Source organism: Pantoea phosphatilytica, assembly GCF_051025615.1.
GTDB lineage: Bacteria > Pseudomonadota > Gammaproteobacteria > Enterobacterales > Enterobacteriaceae > Pantoea.
In genome coordinates, this window is record NZ_JBPFDF010000006.1 from 104,328 (window position 1) to 122,561 (window position 18,234).

The window sequence follows — 18,234 nt, forward strand, 5'->3', positions numbered from 1 at the left end:
GCACCCGGAACCCTGTCGCGCTTGAGAAAGGAGGAGTGATGAAAAAGTGGATGATGGTTTTAGCCGCCCTGCTGCCTTTCGCCAGCCAGGCGACCACGCTGAACAGCACCAACGATCCAAACAGGCCGGGCTATAACCCCAGCCAGCAGCGGATGCAGTCGCAGATGCAGAGCCAGCAGCAGCAACAGCAGCTGAAGCTGCGTCAGGATCAGCAGCGTCAGACGCAGGATCTGCAGCGTAAAATGCAGGAACAGCGCGACAGCGCCCGGCAGCGGGTTATCGACGCGCAGCCGGGACACCAGACGCAGAACCCGAATCAGAACTGATTAAAATCGGGGCCGATGATGTCGATACTGTCGGTACAGATGGCATCGACGCCCCATTTCAGTAAGGTTCTGGCGCGATCCGGGTTGTTGACGGTGTAGACCAGAATCCTGAGGCCAGCGGCTTTGAGTTCGGCTACCCGCTCAGCGGTCAGCACGTTGTGATTCAGGTGGATCGAGACGCACTCCAGCGCAGCGGTTTTCGCCTGCCATTCCGGGTCCCAGCTGTGCGACAGCAGGCCGCGTGGCAGTTGCGGCTCGGCCTGCATTGCCGCCTCAAGGGCTTCGTAAGAGAACGAGGAGAGCAGCGGAGGCGTCTGATCCTGCCACAGGATTGCCGCAGCCTGCGCGATCGCCCGTCCGGTCTCCACTTCACTGCCAGTGGTGGGTTTGATTTCGATATTCGCCATCATCTGATGCTGGCGACAGCGGGCCGCGACCTCGTCCAGCCGCGCCAGCTTTTCGCCCGAAAACGCCCTGCCAAACCAGCTGCCCGCGTCGAGCTGAGAGAGTTTTTCCCACGGCAGCTGCCCCGCCACGCCCCAGCCGTCGCTGGTGCGGTCCAGCGTGTCATCGTGCAGCAGGAAGATCTGCGCATCTGCTGATAATTTGGCATCAAACTCAATCATCTGATGGCCATACTTCGCGCCGATGTCGATCGCCGCCAGGGTATTTTCCGGTGCCAGTTTGCCGCCGCCGCGATGGGCGACGATACGGGGATAAGGCCAGTGTTGTGTGCTCATTCCAGACGCTTTCCATGGGTTGAATCAAAAAAGTGTAACGCATCTGCTGGCAGATGCAGCCACAGCGTAGTGCCCGGCTGTGGCCGTTCGCTGTGGGGTAAGCGTACCACCAGTGGCGTCTCACCGATGCGGCCGTGCACCAGATTATCGGCACCCAGCATCTCCAGCGTATCAACCCGCAGAGGCACGCCGCCCTGCTCGCGGCTGCTCTGGCGGATATGTTCGGGCCGGATGCCCAGCACCACGGATCGGTTAGCCCACTTCGCTTTCATGTCGCTGAGCGGCAGTGCATGGGAGGCGTCGAGGTTAAAGCGTGAGCCGTCGCTGCTGAACTGCCCTTTCAGCAGATTCATCGCGGGTGCGCCGATAAACGAGGCTACAAACTGGCTGGCGGGACGTTCATACACCTCGGCCGGTGAGCCAATCTGCTCCACCACTCCTTTGTTCATCACCATCACCCGCTGCGCCAGCGTCATCGCCTCAACCTGATCGTGCGTCACATAGAGGCTGGTGGTCTGCAGGCGGCGATGAAGCTGCTGCAGCTCCAGCCGCATCTGCACCCGCAGGCGGGCATCAAGATTGGAGAGCGGCTCATCGAACAGAAACACCGCCGGTTCGCGCACGATGGCGCGGCCCATCGCCACGCGCTGGCGCTGTCCGCCGGAGAGTTCACGCGGACGGCGCATCAGCAGGTGATCCAGTTCCAGGCTGCGCGCCGCATCAAGCACCCGCTGGCGGATCTGCTCTTTGCCCATGCCGCGGATTTTCAGGCCATAAGCCATATTCTGCTCCACCGACATGTGGGGATAGAGCGCATAGTTCTGAAACACCATCGCGATGCCGCGATCTTTCGGCTCTTCCTGCGTCACGCGACGATTGTCGATGTAGATATCCCCGGAGCTGACGCGCTCCAGCCCGGCCACCATCCGCAGCAGCGTCGATTTACCACAGCCGGAGGGGCCAACCATCACCATAAATTCGCCATCATTGATCGTGACATTCAGCGGCTGAATGATCTGATTCTTGCCATCGTAGGATTTGGTTACTGCCTGAAGGGTTACGCCCGCCATCTTATTTCTCACTCTCAACCAGGCCGCGCACAAAGGCACGCTGCATGACTAACACCACCACCAGCGGTGGGATCAGGGTTAATAACATCGCCGCCATCACTTCGTTCCACTGGGTCGGCGAACCGCTGGTGGAGATCATGCTTTTGATCCCCGCCACCGCCGTGCCGAGACTGGCGTCATTGATGATCAGCAGCGGCCAGAGATACTGGTTCCAGCCGTAGATAAAGGTGATAACAAACAGCGCCGCCAGATTGGTTTTTGACAGCGGCAGAACGATGTCGATGAAGAAGCGCATGGCACTGGCACCGTCGATGCGTGCCGCCTCCACCAGCTCATCCGGCAGTGACATAAAGAACTGGCGGAACAGGAAGGTGGCGGTGGCGGAAGCCATCAGCGGCAGGGTTAATCCGCTGTAGCTGTCGAGCAGATTGAGATCGGCAATCACCTGCACGGTAGGGAAAATACGCACCTCCACCGGCAGCATCAGAGTGACAAAGATCAGCCAGAAAAAGAGCGTGCGCAGCGGAAAACGGAACCAGACCAGCGCAAACGCCGACAGCATCGAAACGGTGATTTTGCCGAACGTGATCCCCAGCGCCATGATCATGCTGTTAAGCAGCATCAGGCCAAACGCCGGGCCGTTGCCGTTGACGCCGTGGGTCCAGATGCGCGAGATGTTCTCCCACAGGTGCGTGCCGGGCACCAGCGTCATCGGCACCTGATAGACCGCCGCGTTATCCAGCGTGGCCGCCACAAAAGCGACATAGAGCGGAAACAGGATGGTGAGCACGCCCAGCACCAGTACGATGTGGCTGAAGAGATCCAGCCCGCGTCGATTCTCAATCATTGATATTGCACCTTACGTTCAACAAAGCGGAACTGGATCACCGTCAGCCCGATCACCAGCAGCATCAGCACCACCGACTGCGCCGCCGACGCGGAGAGATCCAGCCCGGTAAAGCCTTCGCGATAGATTTTGTAGATCAACGTCGTGGTCGCCTGCACCGGTCCGCCGCCGGTTGCAGCATCGATCACCGGGAAGGTGTCGAAGAAGGCGTAGATCAGGTTGACCACCAGCAGAAAGAAGCTGACCGGTGCTATCAGCGGCAGCGAAAGGTTGAAGAAGCGCCGTACCGGTCCCGCACCGTCAATCGCGGCGGCTTCCACCAGGGATTTTGGGATCGATTGCAGGGCGGCAAAGAAGAACAGGAAGTTGTAGCTCATCTGCTGCCAGATCGACGCCAGCACAATCAGGAACATCGCCTGGCCGCTGTTCTGCGCGTAGTTCCAGTTGTAGCCCAGGTGGTTCAGCAGGTAGCTGAACAGGCCCAGTCCAGGATTAAACAGGAACATCCAGAGCACCGCCGCCACCACCGGCGCTACGGCGTAGGGCAGCAGCAGCAGCGTCTGATAGAGGCGGCGCAGGCGCACCACATAGTCCACTAGCGCCGCCAGCAGCAGAGACGAGAGCATACCGAACACCGTCACCATCCCGCTGAATTTCAGGGTGGTCCAGAAGGTGTCGAGATAGTAGGGATCGGCAAACAGCCGCCTGAAGTTTTCCAGTCCGACAAAGCGGCTGGAGATGCCAAAGGGATCGAGACTTTGCAGCGAGTACCATAACGCTTCACCGGCGGGCCAGAGAAAGAAAATGGCGGTAATCAGCAGCTGCGGCAGCACCAGAAGATAGGGTAACAGGCTGGTGCGAAAGACGGGACGGGATGAAGACATGGCGTACCTGGCGTCAGAAAGAGGCGGGCCAGCCGGGGCTGACCCGCAAGGAGAGATTACTTCACCTGCTGTTCAAAGCGGCGCAGCAGCGCGTTGCCACGCTTCACGGCGTTATCCAGTGCGTTCTGCGGCGACTGTTTACCGGTCCAGACGCTTTCCAGCTCCTCGTCGATCACGGTACGGATCTGCGGCATATTGCCCAGACGCATGCCTTTCGTGAACGGCAGCGGCGGCTTATTCATCATCTGACGAGTGGCGATATCCGCGCCCGGATTTTTGTCGTAGAAGCCCTGCTGCTTTGTCAGCTCGTAGGCGGCGGTGGTGATCGGCAGATAACCGGTTTTCTGGTGCCACTCAGCGGCGATTTCCGGCTTAGCCAGAAACTGCATGAATTCGGCCACGCCTTTGTAGGTTGCCGCGTCCTTACCTTTCATCACCCACAGGCTGGCACCGCCGATCAGGGCGTTCTGTGGTGCCTCCGGCACGGTGTCGTCATATGGCATCATGCCCACGCCGAAGTTGAATTTTGCGTAGTGGCGGATATCCGCCAGCGATCCCGATGAGGCGGTTGTGATGCCGCAGTCACCGTTGTAGAACTTGGCGGTGGACTCATCCTTACGGCCAAAGTAGGTGAAGTCCCCTTTTTTGTTCATCGCTTCCAGCAGTCCGATGTGGCGAACCTGCACCGGCTTGTTGAACTCCAGAACCGCGTCCAGCCCGTCAAATCCGTTGTTTTTCGTCGCCACCGGCAGGGCATGCCAGGCACTGAAGTTTTCAATCTGGATCCAGCCCTGCCAGCCGCTGGCGTAGCCGCAGCTCATGCCCGACTTGCGCAGTGCGGCGGCATCCGTCGCCAGCTCCTGCCAGGTTTTCGGCGGCTGATCCGGGTTCAGGCCCGCTTTTTTAAAGGCGTCTTTGTTGTAGTAGAGCACCGGCGTCGAGCTGTTGAACGGCTGAGAGATCAGCTGACCTTTGCTGTCGCTGTAGTATCCCGCCACCGTGGGCACGAACTGCTTCTCGTCAAAGGGGATGCCCGCCTCTTTAAAGACCTGATGCACCGGCACGATCGCCTGGGAGGCCATCATGGTCGCCGTGCCGACTTCATAGACCTGCAGCACCGCAGGCGCTTTACCGCTGCGCACTGCCGCAATCCCGGCGGCAAGGCTCTGCTCGTAGTTACCTTTGTAGGTCGGAACAATTTTGTAATCGGGATGGGTCTGATTAAAACGCTGTGCCAGCGAATCGACTTCTTTGCCTAACTCGCCTTCCATGGAGTGCCAGAAAGGGATCTCAGTGGCGGCAAGCGCCTGGCCGCTGATCGCCAGACCGAGCAGCGCGCTCATCAGGCTACGACGAAAGGTAACGACGGACATAAAGTTTTCCTGTGCAGGTAAATACGCGTGAAATCACGGATTTCTGGTTCGCGAAGTAACATGACACGGAAAAATGACGGATTAATAACGGAGAGATGACAGCCGGATGACAGGCACAGAAGAGGAAAAGGCAGCGCGGTTAACGCAGGGTGAGAAGGATGATAACCCTGGCTGGGGTGCGGTCAGACTGAGTATGCACAGCGAACGGGGTCAGAGCGGAAAGACGCTAAATCCGTCATCCATGACATGCTGAGCCCGCGCGATTACGCACCTCATTCCTGAAATGCGCCCGTATACGGCCCGGCGCGTTGCGTTGTTCAAAACGCTCCCGGCGTTGTTGTCCATAGCGCGGGACGCTTTCCTCTTCTGCCCCTGTTCCCTGCGTCTTAAGCTTATTTGCTGCGGCCAGATTCGCCTGATTTGAGTTTGTCAGCCGCCTGAGCTGCTCTGCCCCCCACGCCGACACCCGGAGCCGTGGACGGACAGCGCAGCCACCGGAACGTACACGTCGTACGTAAGGATAGCGAGCGCTGCCCAGCCGGAACCTGGCCAGCAGGCCAGGCCGTGCCCCATCAGGCGCCTAAGTAAGCGCTGCGGACGGCTTCGTTAGAGAGGAGTGCTGCGCCTGTGTCTTCGAGCACCACATGGCCGTTCTCCAGCACATAGCCCCGATCCGCCAGCTTCAGCGCCTGATTGGCGTTCTGCTCGACCAGGAAAATGGTCATCCCTTCGCTGCGCAGCTGCTCAATGGTGTCGAAAATCTGCTGAATAATGATCGGTGCCAGCCCCAGCGAGGGCTCATCCAGCAGCAGCAGGCGCGGCTGACTCATCAGCGCACGGCCAATCGCCAGCATCTGCTGCTCACCGCCCGACATCGTTCCGGCGCGCTGGATTTTACGCTCCTCAAGCCGTGGAAAGAGTTCGTAAACGCGCCGGATGCGTGTCAGATACGCCTGGCGGCTGGCAAAAAAGCCCCCCATCGCCAGGTTCTCTTCCACCGTCATACGTGAAAAGACCCGTCGTCCTTCCGGCACGATGGCAATCGCTTCCCGCATAATGCGCGACGTCTGCCAGTCGGTAATGGCTTTGCCATCAAAGGTGATGGTGCCCTGGGTCGCGCGGGGTTCGCCGCACAGCGTGCCCAGCAGCGTGGTTTTCCCGGCGCCGTTGGCCCCGATCAGGGTGACGATCTCCCCCTGGTTGATGTAGAGGCTGACGTTATGCAGCGCCTGAATCTTGCCATAGTGCGCGCTGACGTTTTCAATGGTTAACATCGTATTTGCCATCTCAGGCCTCTCCTAAATAGGCACGAATGACATCCGGATTGTTACGAATCTCCTCCGGCGTTCCGTTAGCCAGTGGCGTTCCCTGATTCACCACATAAATACGGTCAGAAATTCCCATGACCAGCTTCATATCATGTTCAATCAGCAGCACGGAAACCTTGTGTTCGCCCCGCAGCTCCGCGATCAGCGCATCCAGCTCATGCGTCTCTTTAGGGTTCAGGCCCGCAGCCGGTTCATCCAGCATCAGGATCTCCGGGCGCGTCACCATGCAGCGTGCGATCTCCAGCCGGCGCTGCTGACCATAGGCCAGGTTGCCCGCCTGACGGTTTGCCAGATCGAGCAGGCCGACCCGCTCCAGCCAGGTTGCGGCACGGTCCAGCGCCTCGCTCTCACTGCGGCGAAACGCCGGGGTTTTCAGCAGGCCGGAAAACACGCCGCTTTTGAGATGCTGATGCTGCGCGACCAGCAGGTTCTCAATCACCGTCATCTCACGGAACAGACGCACATGCTGGAAGGTCCGCACGATGCCCATCCGCGCGATCTTCTGGCCCGGCAGACCTTCCAGATGCTGTTCGCGCAGTTTAATGCTGCCGCCGGTGGGCTTGTAGAAGCCGGTCAGGCAGTTAAACACGGTGGTTTTACCGGCACCGTTCGGCCCGATCAGCGAGACGATCTCCTGTGGACGCAGCTCCAGCGCCACATTGTTCACGGCTAACAGACCGCCGAAGCGCATCATCAGGCCTTCAACGGCTAATAAAGGCTGAATCATGCCTGCTCTCCTTTTTTACCGGTTCTGAGTTTCAGATGCGGACGTTTCATCGGCAATAATCCCTGTGGCCGCCAGATCATCATCAGCACCATCAGGCCACCCAGCACCAGCATGCTGTACTCATTCAGATCGCGCATCAGTTCGCGTGACACCACCAGCAGAATGGCCGCCAGGATCACCGCAAACTGGGAGCCCATGCCGCCCAGAACCACAATCGCCAGCACAAAGGCGGATTCGACGAAGGTAAAGGATTCCGGGCTGACAAAGCCCTGACGCGCCGCGAACAGACTGCCGGCAAAGCCCGCAAAGGCGGCGCTGATAGTAAACGCGGTGAGCTTGATACGGGTCGGACTCAGGCCCAGCGAACGACAGGCAATCTCATCTTCGCGCAGCGCTTCCCAGGCACGGCCCAGCGGCATCCGCAGCAGCCGGTTGATGACAAACAGCGTCAGCACCACCAGCAGCAGCGCCACCATGTAGAGGAAGATGATGCGATCGCTGGGGTCATACTTCAGACCAAAGAAGTTGTGGAAGGTATCCCAGCCACCCTCGCGCGGCGTGCGGCCAAACTCCAGACCAAACAGCGTCGGTTTCGGGATCTGGCTGATGCCGTTTGGCCCACCGGTCAGAGCGGTGTTGTTCAGCAGCAGAATACGCACGATCTCGCCAAAGCCCAGCGTCACAATCGCCAGATAGTCGCCACGCAGTCGTAGCACCGGGAAGCCCAGCAGCAGGCCAAACAGTGCGGCAACCATGCCGGAGAGCGGCAGACACTGCCAGAAGCCGAGACCGTAATAGTGGTTCAGCAGCGCAAAAGTATAGGCGCCGATGGCATAGAAACCGCCATAACCCAGTACCAGCAGGCCCGACAGTCCGACCACCACGTTCAGGCCCAGACCGAGCATCACGTAGATCAGCGTCATGGTGGCGATATCGACGGTGCCGCGTGACACCAGGAAGGGCCAGGCAATCGCGGCGACAATCAGCACTGCCATCACCAGCTTCTGCTTCGGCGTCGAACCATCCAGGCCCGGTAACAGCAGCGCCGGACCAGACATTTTCTTCAGACCGCGTTGCCACACCGGACGCAGCAGCTGGAACAGAAACACCACCACACAGCCTGTCGCGATCCAGTTCCAGCGCACGCTACCGGCGTTCTGCACCACCAGCTGTGTGCCATCGAGGTTCAGGCGCAGCCCCATAAAGAAGGTGGCGAGCACCAGCAGCATCAGGGCCGAGATCAGCGCATTAATAAAGGAAGTCTTCATACTTTTTCGACCTCCGGGCGACCCAGAATCCCGGTCGGCATCACCAGCAGCACCACGATCAGCAGCGCAAACGAGACCACATCTTTATATTCCGTACTGAGATAGGCGGAGGTCAGCGCCTCGGCGATCCCCAGCACCAGGCCACCAATCATCGCGCCAGGAATACTGCCAATGCCGCCCAGCACGGCAGCGGTGAATGCCTTCATACCGGCCATAAAGCCGATGAAGGGGTTAATCGAACCGTAGAACTGACCCAGCAGTACGCCAGCAACCGCGGCCATCGCGGCCCCGATCACAAAGGTCAGGGAGATCACGCGGTCGGTGTTAATGCCCAGCAGGCTGGCCATTTTCAGATCTTCTGCACAGGCGCGACAGGCCCGGCCCATGCGGGAGTAGCGAATAAACGTGGTCAGGGCCAGCATCGCCAGGAAGGTCACGACCCAGATCACCACCTGCATGGTGGAGATAGTGGCGGCAAAGCCGTTGCTCTCACCCACCGTCCACTGCCCGGTGATCAGACTCGGCAACGCCAGGTCGCGTGAACCCTGCGTCAGGCTGACGTAGTTCTGCAGGAATATCGACATCCCGATGGCGGAGATCAGCGCAATCAGGCGCTTCGAGGCACGCACGGGGCGATAGGCGACACGTTCAATGCTCCAGCCGTAGGCGCTGGAGATAATCACCGCCATCACAAAGCCCGCCGCGATCATCAGCCAGGTGGTGTCGATGCCCATCATCATCAGGGCAGCAATCACGATAAAGGAGACGTAGCTACCGATCATGTAGACCTCGCCGTGGGCGAAGTTGATCATGCCGATAATGCCGTAAACCATGGTGTAACCGATGGCGATAAGCGCATAAGTGCTTCCCAGGGTCACACCGTTGAACATCTGCTGAAAAAAATAGAGAAACTGCTCCGACATACCTTAACCCTTACTTGTCCGATCGCAGGCGACCGGGGTACAAAAAACGCCTGGCAGTGAGGTGCCAGGCGTTCATGTCGCAGGTCAGGCAAACCGGTTACCCGGCCTGCCATCTACCCGAAAATGACCTGGTTTACTTCACAGCGGTCGAGGTGCCATCGGCATGCCATTTGAAGACGCCGAATTCAAAGCCCTTAAGGTCGCCCTTCTCATCCCAGTTCAGGTTGCCCATTACGGTTGGCACTGCGGCACCCTCTTTCAGGTTTTTCACGATGGCATCCGGCTCGGCACTCTTGCTGCGCTCCATGCCGGTCGCCAGCGACTGCAGTGCGGCGTAGGTGGTCCAGACGAACGGACCGGTCGGATCCAGTTTCTTCGCTTTCAGCGCATCCACGATAGGTTTGTTGGTCGCCACCTGGTCATAGCGTTTTGGCAGGGTCACCAGCATGCCTTCAGAGGCGGCACCGGCAATGTTCGACAGCGAGGCGTTACCCACCCCTTCCGGCCCCATGAACTGGGTTTTCAGACCAGCTGCACGCGCCTGGCGGACGATCTGGCCCATTTCCGGGTAGTAACCACCGAAGTAGACAAAATCGACGTTCTCTTTCTTGAAGCGAGCCACCAGCGTGGAGAAATCTTTATCCCCGGCGGTGATCCCTTCAAACATCACGATGTTCGCGCCCTGCTTTTTCAGGCTCTCCTGCACGGCGCGCGCCAGGCCTTCGCCATACTGCTGCTTGTCGTGTACGACAGCGATGCGCTGCGGTTTCAGCTCGCTCATCACATATTTTGCCGCCGTCGGCCCCTGATCGGAGTCAAGACCGGTGGTGCGCATAATCAGTTTATAGCCGCGTGAGGTCAGGTCTGGTGCGGTCGCGGCCGGGGTGATCATCAGCACACCTTCATCTTCATAGATGTCAGATGCGGGCTGCGTGGAGGATGAACAGAGATGGCCAATCACATAGCGGATGCCGTCGTTAATGACTTTGTTGGCGACCGCCACGGCCTGTTTCGGGTCACAGGCGTCGTCATATTTCACCGCCACCAGTTTGTTGCCGTTAACGCCACCTTTGGCATTGATATCTTCAATCGCCTGAGTAGCGCCCGCGAACTGCATATCGCCATACTGCGCCACCGGACCCGACATGGCGCCAACAATCGCCACTTTGATATCTTCAGCCAGCGCCGCATGGCTCATCGCCAGTGCTACACATCCCGCCAGTAATGCGCGACCTTTCATTTTCATCCTGACTACCCCATCTGTTTTATCGTGTATGTTGTGAGTGTTTGCGCTGCCAGATAAAGTGGAAAACTGATTAAGCATGAATGAGTTAGCTTACTTTTCTGGCATTTATTAGTAATAAGGCTTTATTTTTCAGGTTATTAAACAGGAAGTTTCTTCTGTAAATCAACTGACATATTCAGAATTGACTGAGTGAAACAGCATAATACACTGGAGGCAATGGCCGGTTTTTCACCACTTTGCCAGCGCGTTATGCTGGGTGACCATTCGCTGTCGCTGTTTACAACTATCATCCTGGCATCCAGGCCATCTTTTGACCTGTTTTATTGATGAAAATGTGGTGGTGCGCAGGTTGTATATTTTCGCTACACATTCCCCTATTACAGAGGTTTTTGTTATGAAGCTCACTATTCAGCGGGTGACGATGCTGACCGCACAGGACCGCATCGATCTGGGCAAAGTCTGGCCGGATCTGGAGATGGAAAAACTGGCGCAGCATCTGGATGAGCGGCATCGTCTCTATGCTGCGCGCTTCAACGACCGCCTGCTGGCTGGTCTGCTTCTGGAGATCGCCGGAACCCACGGCAAGATCCAGCGGCTGACCGTCCGCGATGTGACCCGGCGACGTGGCGTCGGTCAGTATCTGCTGGAGGAGACAATGAGGCAGAACAGCTCTGTGGCAGACTGGTGGGTCGCCGATGATGGCAGTGACGATCAGCAGGTGCGGGCGGCCTTTATGCAGGCGTGTGGCTTTCGGGCACAGAATGATGGCTGGATAAGGTCGGCAGAGTAAGCGCCAGCGGCTGAGCAGAGAGGGGGAAACAAAAAGGGCGACATCATCTGTCGCCCCTTACGGTGTTAACGTGCGTTACGCTTCGATCGCCATACGCAGTTTTTTCATGGCGTTCTTTTCCAGCTGGCGCACACGCTCGGCGGAAACGCCATACTGATCGGCCAGCTCCTGCAGCGTGGTTTTGTTATCTTCGTCCAGCCAGCGGGCGCGGATGATGTGCTGACTGCGCTCATCCAGACCTTCCATCGCATAGCTCAGCTTGTCAGCCGCGTGCGCATCCCAGTTATCCTCTTCAATGCCGTCAGCAAAGTCAGAGGTTTTATCCTGCAGGTAGAGCACCGGTGCCATCGAGCGACCTTCGCTGCTCTCATCATCAGCAGACATATCAAAGGTCATATCCTGGGCCGCCATACGCGATTCCATTTCGCGCACGTCTTTGCTGCTGACGCCCAGTTCACGCGCCACCATCTCGACCTCATCCTGGTTGAACCAGCCCAGACGCTGCTTGGTTTTACGCAGGTTAAAGAAGAGCTTACGCTGTGCTTTGGTGGTCGCGACTTTTACGATACGCCAGTTGCGCAGCACATATTCGTGGATCTCAGCTTTAATCCAGTGCACGGCAAACGAAACCAGACGCACGCCCACTTCCGGGTTGAAGCGACGCACCGCTTTCATCAGGCCGATGTTACCTTCCTGCACCAGGTCCGCCTGTGGCAGGCCGTAGCCGGAGTAGTTACGAGCGATATGAACTACAAAGCGTAGGTGAGACAGGATCAGCGTCTTTGCCGCATCCAGATCGCCCTGGTAATGCAGCCGTTCAGCCAACGCTTTTTCCTCTTCTGCCGAGAGCATCGGCCAGGTGTTCGCCGCCCGGACGTAAGACTCCAGGTTGCCAAGAGGAGCAATAGCTAAAGTTTGCATTTCTTTGGTCATTCAAACCCTCACAAATTCAGTGAAATTGCCGCACATTTCCCTGCGCAGACGATACAGTAAGTCAACGTCGCGCGAAATCCGAAAGCAATCTGTGCTACTTAGAGTGGCAAAGTTATCCACAAGTTCAATTTTACCGGTGAATATTTTACACACAGATGACAGGAAGGGAAGAGGGGGGAAGCGATCCTCTGCACCCTTTGTCGGTAGCAGAGGACCATTATAACAAAAAAATGTTGCAGGCGTTTACTGCGGCGTAAATCGGCGTAAATGTTGGACTGTTGCCAGCCAGGCCGCGACCCAGCCGATGATGGCTGCGATCAGCAGCAGCAGCAGTGCCTCATCCCACGAGAAGCCTTCCAGTGAGAAGGTAGTACCAAATACGGTCGCCACGCTGGCCACCACAGACTGGAGTCGCAGCACCAGCACTTCCGACAGCAGCAGCGACAGCACCGCGCCGCTGAAGCCCAGCAGCGCCCCGCCATAGAGGAACGGGCGCAGGATAAAGCCGTCGGTCGCGCCAATCAGCTTCTGCACGTTGATGGTGTCACGCCGGGCAAAGATACTGAGCCGCACGCTGTTACCAATCACCAGGAACACCGCCACGATCATCAGCACGCCAATCATGGAGGCGATCTGCCCGACCAGTCCGGTCAGCGCCGCCAGGCGGGCAAACCAGCTATCGTCCATGCGCACTTCATCCACGCCCTGCACTTTAGTAACCCGATCGCGCAGGCTCTGCATGGTGTCTGAGTTCTGGAAATTCAGTTTCGGCGTAATGATAGCGACCGCGGGCAGCGGATTCTGCTCCAGCATATCCATTGCACCGCCAAAGCCTGACCAGTTACGGAACTCGTTCAGCGCCTCTTCCCGCGTCAGGTAGTTGACGTTATCCACCCCTTCGACCTGTTTGAGCTGCGCCACCACGTTTTCTGCCGCCGTGTCATCCAGCGTTTTGGAGAGATAGACGGTTAACTGCGGGGCCGGATACCACTGGGTGGCCGCCTGGCTGACGTTTTTCCAGACCATGTAGCAGACGCTGGGCAGCGTCAGTGAGATGGCGATGACCATCACCGTCAGCAGGGTGGCCAGCGGCTGACGCCACATGTCCGAGAGCGTGCCGCGCAGCGCATAGCGCCACTGCTCCTGCCAGCCGCCCTTCAGTGCTTTACTCTTCGACGGCTGCTTAGCTTTCGGCGCAGCCGGGCGTTTAATGCGTTTATTGACCATCGTGGCCTCCGTGCAGACGTCCCTGATTCAGCGTCATCATCCGGTAGTTGCGCCGGGCGATCAGGCCGCTGTCATGTGTCGCCATCAGAACGGTGACGCCGACGCGGTTAAACTCTTCGAACAGACGAAGAATGTCTTCGGAGAGCGCGTCGTCGAGGTTACCGGTCGGTTCATCCGCCAGCAGCACGGCTGGCTTGTTCACCACCGCACGGGCAATGCCCACACGCTGCTGTTCACCGCCAGAGAGCTGAATCGGAAAACTTTTCGCTTTGTCGAGCAGCCCGACTTTATCAAGCGCCGCCGAGACGCGACGGCGGATATCTTCGCCGCTGGCCCCGGAGATAATCAGCGGGATCGCCACGTTGTCATAGACCGAACGATCCATCAGCAGATGGTGATCCTGGAAGATCATGCCAATCTGACGACGCAGGAACGGCACCTCGCTGTTACGCAGGCGGGAGATGTCATGGCCGCTGAACCAGATTCTTCCGGCACTCGGGCGCTCAATGCCACAAATCAGCTTCAGCAAGGTACTTTTACCGGCACCGGAGTGGCCGGTCAGAAACGCCATTTCGCCAGGGCGCAGATGAAAATCGACCCCCTGCAGCGCCTGACGTCCGCCGAGATATGCCTTACTGACCTCTTCAAAGCGAATCATCCTAATTAGTCCTCTCGGGCAAACAGTGCCTCAATAAAATCGTCCGCCTTAAACGGTCGTAAATCTTCAATGCCTTCGCCGACGCCGATGTAGCGAATCGGAATACCGAACTGATCGGCCACCGAGAAGATCACGCCGCCTTTGGCGGTGCCATCCAGCTTGGTGAGCGCAATGCCGGTCAGGCCGACCGCTTCGTTAAAGAGTCGGGCCTGGCTGACCGCGTTCTGTCCGGTGCTGGCATCCAGCGTCAGCATCACTTCATGTGGCGCGGAATCGTCCAGCTTTTTCATCACGCGGGTGATTTTTTTCAGCTCTTCCATCAGGTGCGATTTGTTCTGCAGACGACCGGCGGTATCGGCAATCAGTACGTCAACGCCGCGCGATTTGGCAGCCTGAATCGCATCGAAGATCACCGATGCTGAATCTGCACCGGTATGCTGTGCAATCACCGGAATGTTGTTACGCTGGCCCCACACCTGCAGCTGTTCCACCGCCGCCGCACGGAAGGTATCGCCCGCCGCTAACATTACCGATTTGCCTTCGGCCTGATACTGGCGCGCCAGCTTACCGATAGTCGTGGTTTTACCGACGCCGTTAACGCCCACCATCAGGATGACAAACGGCGTTTTGCCTGAGACGTCCAGCGGCGCATCGACCTTCGCCAGGATCGCGGCCATCTCCGCCTTCAGCAGGCCATACAGTGCTTCGGCATCACGCAGCTGCTTGCGGCTTGCCTGCTGGGTCAGATGGGCGATGATGCGGCGCGTGGTTTCCACGCCGACATCGGCAATCAGCAACTGCTCTTCCAGCTCGTCAAACAGGTCATCATCAATCTTTTTGCCCCGGAACAGGCTGATAAAACCGGAACCGAGGTTCTGACGGGTTTTCACCAGGCTGCGCTTCAGGCGGGCGAAGAAGCCCTCTTTGCTCGGGCGCTCCTGCTCCTGCGCGATGAGTGGCGCGGCGGCCAGCGGCAGATCGCTGACGGTATCCGCTAACGGCTCGGCGGGTGCAGTCTCCGCCACGTCGGCGTCATCCAGCGCCAGCGCAGTCAGCTCCTCTTCAGAGAGCGGCGCCTCTTCTTCGTGGTACGGGGTTTCAACGACGTCTGCGTCGCCCGGCGCCAGCGCGGTCAGTTCATCCTCAGACAGCGGCGCCTCTTCTTCTTCGCGATGCGGGGTCTCCACGACCTCCGCGTCGCCCAGCGCCAGCGCGGTCAGCTCTTCTTCGCTTAACGGCGCATCTGCCGGTGCGTCATCGGCGATTGGCGTGATGACGTCGTCGGCGTCAATAACCGGCGTCGCGTCATGTTCAGGGGGGTCGATATCCACCTGCACTTCAGGATCGGCCTCAGCCGCATCCAGCCGCTCAGGTGCCGCTTCGTAGGGCGCGGCGGCGGTAACGTCCGCCTCACGCTGCTGGTCAGCTACCGTTTCGGTGATCGCAACCGTCTCTTCCGCCTGCGCTTCAGCCTGGCGGAGTGCCGGATCGTCCTGTTCAGTCTGCTGCTGAGCGGGTTCCGCGACCGTCGGGGTCTGCTCTTCCGCTACAGGTTGTTTCTCTTCCTCTTTGCCAAATCCCAGCCAGGAAAAAAAGCCACGTTTTTTCTCTTTTGCCATTGTGTGACGACACTCCTCGATGGCTTTGTCCCGGTCGCGCGTGGTTTCCAGGGGTAAATCAATGAAAGTTGGTCAGCGCCAGACCGGCGTAAACCGCAGAATAATGCATGACTTCAGCAACTCAGTAGTCTAACACTTTCCTGCCAGCTCACCACAGCACCCTTTTTTAACGTTTCTTCTCACCGATTGGCCCGTTAAACTACGCAACAAATTATGACGAGTTGTGAGCAATATGAATAAAAACCCCCGCAGTACAGGCGGTGCCGGGCAGATCCGTATCATCGGCGGTCAGTGGCGCGGACGCAAATTGCCGGTGCCGGACAGTGCCGGACTGCGCCCGACCACCGATCGGGTGCGCGAGACGCTGTTTAACTGGCTGGCCCCGGTACTGCCAGAGGCCCGCTGCCTCGACTGCTTTGCCGGTAGCGGCGCGCTCGGTCTGGAAGCCCTGTCGCGCTACGCAGGCTCCGCGACGCTGCTGGAGCTGGAGCGTCCGGTGGCGCAGCAGCTGACAAAAAACCTGCAGACGCTGCGCGCCACGAATGGCACCGTGATTCAGACCAATGCGTTAAGCTGGCTGGCGCAGCCCGGTGAACCTTTTGATGTGGTGTTTATCGATCCGCCGTTTCGTCAGGGATTGCTGGCGCAGACGCTGGCGTTGCTGGAGCAGAATCACTGGCTGGCCGAGCAGGCGCTGATTTATGTGGAAAGTGAAGTGGAAAATGGCGCGCCGCCGGTGCCGCCAGCGTGGGACCTCTATCGCGAAAAAATAGCCGGACAGGTCGCTTATCGTTTGTATCAACGTCAACAGGAGACGCAGGATGTTACTTAATTTGGGGCGTCTGTTGATGCTATGCGTGTGGGGATTTTTACTGGCCAACGTGGTACATCCCTACCCGAAACCGCTGACCTATTTTATCAACGTTGCCCTGTTTTTCATGATCATGATGCATGGTCTGCAGCTCGTTTTACTGCGCGCAACGCAGACCAAAGATGCGCCGCCAATTGACCGCGTTACACAGATTAAGGTGTTCCTGTTCGGCGTCTTCGAGCTGGTCGCCTGGCAGAAGAAACATTTCCCACGCAAAAAATAGGGCTGGCGGGCGTTATGCCCGCCCTCTACGGCAGGGGAGTGAAGCGGATAAAGCGCGTCCCCTGCATCGTCAGCTCGCCCCGGGCGCCTTTATCCAGCTGATGATACTCCCCTTCCTTTAGCTGCACCCTGATGTCGCTGGCACCGTTCAGGGGATGAAACAGCACTTCATAGCGCATCTCTTCTCCGGCGATAACTTCGCGCTGTCGTGAACGACGATTGGGCGCAGGAAATTCGCGCTTACTGCTGACCTCAACCTGCAGAGAACGCGCAGGCGCAGCGTCATTCATGGCCCCTTCGCGACGTTGCTTAATAAACTGACGGGTCGCCAGAACGGCAATGATCGCCAGGACGATAACAAAGATTAACGGCGGTTTACTCATCGCATTCTCACGCCTGTGAAGAAGAGGGATCAGGCGGCAAAGCATACAACCAGAGTTGCCTGATTGTCACATCGCAGAGGCGTAACCTAAACTGGAAGAGATATTTTGGGATCTTTTACCATTCTGAGTAAAAAAGGGAGAAACAATGCTCTGGTCTTTCCTCGCTGTCCTTTTCTCCGGCTGGCTCTATGTCGACGCCAGCTATCGCGGCCCGCAATGGCAGCGCTGGCTGTTTAAACCGGTCACTCTGCTGCTGCTGGTCGGGCTCGCCTGGCAGGCACCGGTATTGCAGAGCACGGACTATCTGATTCTGGCCGGGCTGGTCGCCACGCTGGCGGGTGATGCGTTAACGCTGCTGCCGCGTCAGCAGATGCTCTATGCCATCGGGGCCTTTTTCCTGTCGCACCTGCTCTATACCCTCTGCTTCGCCGCCAGCATGACCATGACCTTCTTCTGGCCGATTCCGCTGACGCTGCTGATCATCGGTGCTGCCCTGATCGGTATCCTCTGGAGCCGGCTGGAAGATCTGCGCTGGCCGGTCTGTACCTTTATCGGTATGACGCTGGTGATGACCTGGATCGCCACCGAGCAGTACTTCTTCCGTCCGACCGATTACAGCTTCTCCATCATGGTCGGTGCCGGACTGCTGCTGCTGGCGAATGCTGTGTGGTTCCTCTCGCACTACCGTCGTCGCTTCGCTGCCGACAGCGCAGTTGTCGCCGCCTGCTACTTTGCCGGTCACTTTATGATCGTGCGCTCGCTGTGGGTGGTCTGATAAAAGTGCCTTGACTCTGGAGTC

The 18,234-nt window shown here is 58.3% G+C and carries 20 protein-coding genes; 5 read left to right on the forward strand and 15 right to left on the reverse strand.

What is annotated here, in order from left to right; translation table 11 throughout:
* Positions 1–38: 38 nt before the first annotated feature.
* On the forward strand, positions 39–326 hold the full coding sequence (locus tag ACR6AS_RS18405; protein ID WP_111140396.1) for a DUF2756 domain-containing protein: 288 nt from the start codon (positions 39–41) through the stop codon (positions 324–326).
* Here the strand turns inward: ACR6AS_RS18405 and ugpQ are convergent.
* The 10 genes from ugpQ to ACR6AS_RS18455 all read right to left on the reverse strand — a co-directional run bounded on the left by ugpQ (position 317) and on the right by ACR6AS_RS18455 (position 10,732).
* A complete protein-coding gene (ugpQ, locus tag ACR6AS_RS18410; protein WP_111140397.1) occupies positions 317–1,066 on the reverse strand; it encodes a glycerophosphodiester phosphodiesterase in 750 nt (249 codons plus the stop codon). The two genes, ACR6AS_RS18405 and ugpQ, sit on opposite strands and share 10 nt — an antisense overlap.
* Positions 1,063–2,136, reverse strand: coding sequence for a sn-glycerol-3-phosphate import ATP-binding protein UgpC (locus ACR6AS_RS18415; protein WP_111140398.1), 1,074 nt, complete (start codon positions 2,134–2,136; stop codon positions 1,063–1,065). Before ACR6AS_RS18415 ends, ugpQ begins: the two co-directional genes overlap by 4 nt.
* Before the next feature lies 1 nt (position 2,137).
* Complete coding sequence (gene ugpE, locus ACR6AS_RS18420; RefSeq protein WP_111140399.1) at positions 2,138–2,983, reverse strand: sn-glycerol-3-phosphate ABC transporter permease UgpE; 846 nt, start codon at positions 2,981–2,983, stop codon at positions 2,138–2,140.
* Positions 2,980–3,867, reverse strand: a complete 888-nt coding sequence (gene ugpA / locus ACR6AS_RS18425) for a sn-glycerol-3-phosphate ABC transporter permease UgpA (protein ID WP_111140400.1) — start codon at positions 3,865–3,867, stop codon at positions 2,980–2,982. Before ugpA ends, ugpE begins: the two co-directional genes overlap by 4 nt.
* Positions 3,868–3,923: 56 nt before the next feature.
* Entirely contained in the window at positions 3,924–5,240 is a 1,317-nt protein-coding gene (gene ugpB / locus ACR6AS_RS18430) for a sn-glycerol-3-phosphate ABC transporter substrate-binding protein UgpB (RefSeq protein WP_111140401.1), read from the reverse strand.
* A gap of 572 nt (positions 5,241–5,812) precedes the next feature.
* Entirely contained in the window at positions 5,813–6,526 is a 714-nt protein-coding gene (livF, locus tag ACR6AS_RS18435; RefSeq protein ID WP_111140402.1) for a high-affinity branched-chain amino acid ABC transporter ATP-binding protein LivF, read from the reverse strand.
* A gap of 1 nt (position 6,527) precedes the next feature.
* Entirely contained in the window at positions 6,528–7,295 is a 768-nt protein-coding gene (livG, locus tag ACR6AS_RS18440; RefSeq protein ID WP_111140403.1) for a high-affinity branched-chain amino acid ABC transporter ATP-binding protein LivG, read from the reverse strand.
* Positions 7,292–8,563, reverse strand: coding sequence for a high-affinity branched-chain amino acid ABC transporter permease LivM (locus tag ACR6AS_RS18445; RefSeq protein ID WP_293773287.1), 1,272 nt, complete (start codon positions 8,561–8,563; stop codon positions 7,292–7,294). Before ACR6AS_RS18445 ends, livG begins: the two co-directional genes overlap by 4 nt.
* On the reverse strand, positions 8,560–9,486 hold the full coding sequence (gene livH / locus ACR6AS_RS18450; RefSeq protein ID WP_434163422.1) for a high-affinity branched-chain amino acid ABC transporter permease LivH: 927 nt from the start codon (positions 9,484–9,486) through the stop codon (positions 8,560–8,562). The genes ACR6AS_RS18445 and livH overlap by 4 nt, the downstream gene beginning before the upstream one ends.
* A gap of 133 nt (positions 9,487–9,619) precedes the next feature.
* Positions 9,620–10,732, reverse strand: coding sequence for a branched-chain amino acid ABC transporter substrate-binding protein (locus tag ACR6AS_RS18455; protein WP_111140406.1), 1,113 nt, complete (start codon positions 10,730–10,732; stop codon positions 9,620–9,622).
* A 394-nt stretch (positions 10,733–11,126) separates the two neighbouring features.
* On the opposite strand from ACR6AS_RS18455, the gene panM reads away from it, so the two are divergent.
* Positions 11,127–11,522, forward strand: a complete 396-nt coding sequence (panM, locus tag ACR6AS_RS18460) for an aspartate 1-decarboxylase autocleavage activator PanM (protein ID WP_434163424.1) — start codon at positions 11,127–11,129, stop codon at positions 11,520–11,522.
* Positions 11,523–11,597: 75 nt separating this feature from the next.
* Here panM and rpoH read toward each other — a convergent pair whose 3' ends face one another.
* The 4 genes from rpoH to ftsY form a co-directional block, all read right to left on the reverse strand.
* Entirely contained in the window at positions 11,598–12,455 is an 858-nt protein-coding gene (gene rpoH / locus ACR6AS_RS18465; protein ID WP_010253314.1) for an RNA polymerase sigma factor RpoH, read from the reverse strand.
* Between the two features lie 243 nt (positions 12,456–12,698).
* Positions 12,699–13,682, reverse strand: a complete 984-nt coding sequence (gene ftsX / locus ACR6AS_RS18470) for a permease-like cell division protein FtsX (RefSeq protein WP_003852199.1) — start codon at positions 13,680–13,682, stop codon at positions 12,699–12,701.
* Positions 13,672–14,340 carry a cell division ATP-binding protein FtsE gene (gene ftsE, locus ACR6AS_RS18475; protein ID WP_111140408.1) on the reverse strand — a complete coding sequence of 223 codons (669 nt, stop codon included), beginning with the start codon at positions 14,338–14,340 and terminating at the stop codon, positions 13,672–13,674. Before ftsE ends, ftsX begins: the two co-directional genes overlap by 11 nt.
* Before the next feature lie 5 nt (positions 14,341–14,345).
* Positions 14,346–15,959, reverse strand: coding sequence for a signal recognition particle-docking protein FtsY (gene ftsY, locus ACR6AS_RS18480; protein WP_111140409.1), 1,614 nt, complete (start codon positions 15,957–15,959; stop codon positions 14,346–14,348).
* Positions 15,960–16,191: 232 nt separating this feature from the next.
* Here ftsY and rsmD point away from each other — a divergent pair, with 232 nt between their 5' ends.
* Positions 16,192–16,791, forward strand: a complete 600-nt coding sequence (gene rsmD / locus ACR6AS_RS18485) for a 16S rRNA (guanine(966)-N(2))-methyltransferase (RefSeq protein ID WP_111140410.1) — start codon at positions 16,192–16,194, stop codon at positions 16,789–16,791.
* Entirely contained in the window at positions 16,781–17,053 is a 273-nt protein-coding gene (locus ACR6AS_RS18490) for a DUF1145 family protein (protein ID WP_009087803.1), read from the forward strand. The genes rsmD and ACR6AS_RS18490 overlap by 11 nt, the downstream gene beginning before the upstream one ends.
* 25 nt (positions 17,054–17,078) lie before the next feature.
* On the opposite strand, the gene ACR6AS_RS18495 is transcribed toward ACR6AS_RS18490, so the two are convergent.
* Positions 17,079–17,435: a DUF2500 domain-containing protein gene (locus ACR6AS_RS18495; RefSeq protein ID WP_111141899.1), complete on the reverse strand. Its 357-nt coding sequence runs from the start codon at positions 17,433–17,435 to the stop codon at positions 17,079–17,081.
* Between the two features lie 145 nt (positions 17,436–17,580).
* Between ACR6AS_RS18495 and ACR6AS_RS18500 the strand changes: the two genes are divergently transcribed.
* Entirely contained in the window at positions 17,581–18,210 is a 630-nt protein-coding gene (locus ACR6AS_RS18500; RefSeq protein WP_111141897.1) for a lysoplasmalogenase, read from the forward strand.
* Positions 18,211–18,234: the final 24 nt, after the last annotated feature.

Bases quoted from the DNA above. Each gene is read 5' to 3' on its own strand.
- rsmD (WP_111140410.1), top strand. From the start codon at position 16,192: ATGAATAAAAACCCCCGCAGTACAGGCGGTGCCGGGCAGATCCGTATC.
- ACR6AS_RS18490 (WP_009087803.1), top strand. From the start codon at position 16,781: ATGTTACTTAATTTGGGGCGTCTGTTGATGCTATGCGTGTGGGGATTT.
- ACR6AS_RS18500 (WP_111141897.1), top strand. From the start codon at position 17,581: ATGCTCTGGTCTTTCCTCGCTGTCCTTTTCTCCGGCTGGCTCTATGTC.
- ftsE (WP_111140408.1), bottom strand. From the start codon at position 14,340: ATGATTCGCTTTGAAGAGGTCAGTAAGGCATATCTCGGCGGACGTCAG.
- livH (WP_434163422.1), bottom strand. From the start codon at position 9,486: ATGTCGGAGCAGTTTCTCTATTTTTTTCAGCAGATGTTCAACGGTGTG.
- ACR6AS_RS18415 (WP_111140398.1), bottom strand. From the start codon at position 2,136: ATGGCGGGCGTAACCCTTCAGGCAGTAACCAAATCCTACGATGGCAAG.
- livF (WP_111140402.1), bottom strand. From the start codon at position 6,526: ATGGCAAATACGATGTTAACCATTGAAAACGTCAGCGCGCACTATGGC.
- panM (WP_434163424.1), top strand. From the start codon at position 11,127: ATGAAGCTCACTATTCAGCGGGTGACGATGCTGACCGCACAGGACCGC.
- ACR6AS_RS18445 (WP_293773287.1), bottom strand. From the start codon at position 8,563: ATGAAGACTTCCTTTATTAATGCGCTGATCTCGGCCCTGATGCTGCTG.
- ugpB (WP_111140401.1), bottom strand. From the start codon at position 5,240: ATGTCCGTCGTTACCTTTCGTCGTAGCCTGATGAGCGCGCTGCTCGGT.
- ACR6AS_RS18495 (WP_111141899.1), bottom strand. From the start codon at position 17,435: ATGAGTAAACCGCCGTTAATCTTTGTTATCGTCCTGGCGATCATTGCC.
- ugpQ (WP_111140397.1), bottom strand. From the start codon at position 1,066: ATGAGCACACAACACTGGCCTTATCCCCGTATCGTCGCCCATCGCGGC.
- rpoH (WP_010253314.1), bottom strand. From the start codon at position 12,455: ATGACCAAAGAAATGCAAACTTTAGCTATTGCTCCTCTTGGCAACCTG.
- ugpA (WP_111140400.1), bottom strand. From the start codon at position 3,867: ATGTCTTCATCCCGTCCCGTCTTTCGCACCAGCCTGTTACCCTATCTT.
- livG (WP_111140403.1), bottom strand. From the start codon at position 7,295: ATGATTCAGCCTTTATTAGCCGTTGAAGGCCTGATGATGCGCTTCGGC.
- ugpE (WP_111140399.1), bottom strand. From the start codon at position 2,983: ATGATTGAGAATCGACGCGGGCTGGATCTCTTCAGCCACATCGTACTG.
- ftsX (WP_003852199.1), bottom strand. From the start codon at position 13,682: ATGGTCAATAAACGCATTAAACGCCCGGCTGCGCCGAAAGCTAAGCAG.
- ftsY (WP_111140409.1), bottom strand. From the start codon at position 15,959: ATGGCAAAAGAGAAAAAACGTGGCTTTTTTTCCTGGCTGGGATTTGGC.
- ACR6AS_RS18455 (WP_111140406.1), bottom strand. From the start codon at position 10,732: ATGAAAATGAAAGGTCGCGCATTACTGGCGGGATGTGTAGCACTGGCG.
- ACR6AS_RS18405 (WP_111140396.1), top strand. From the start codon at position 39: ATGAAAAAGTGGATGATGGTTTTAGCCGCCCTGCTGCCTTTCGCCAGC.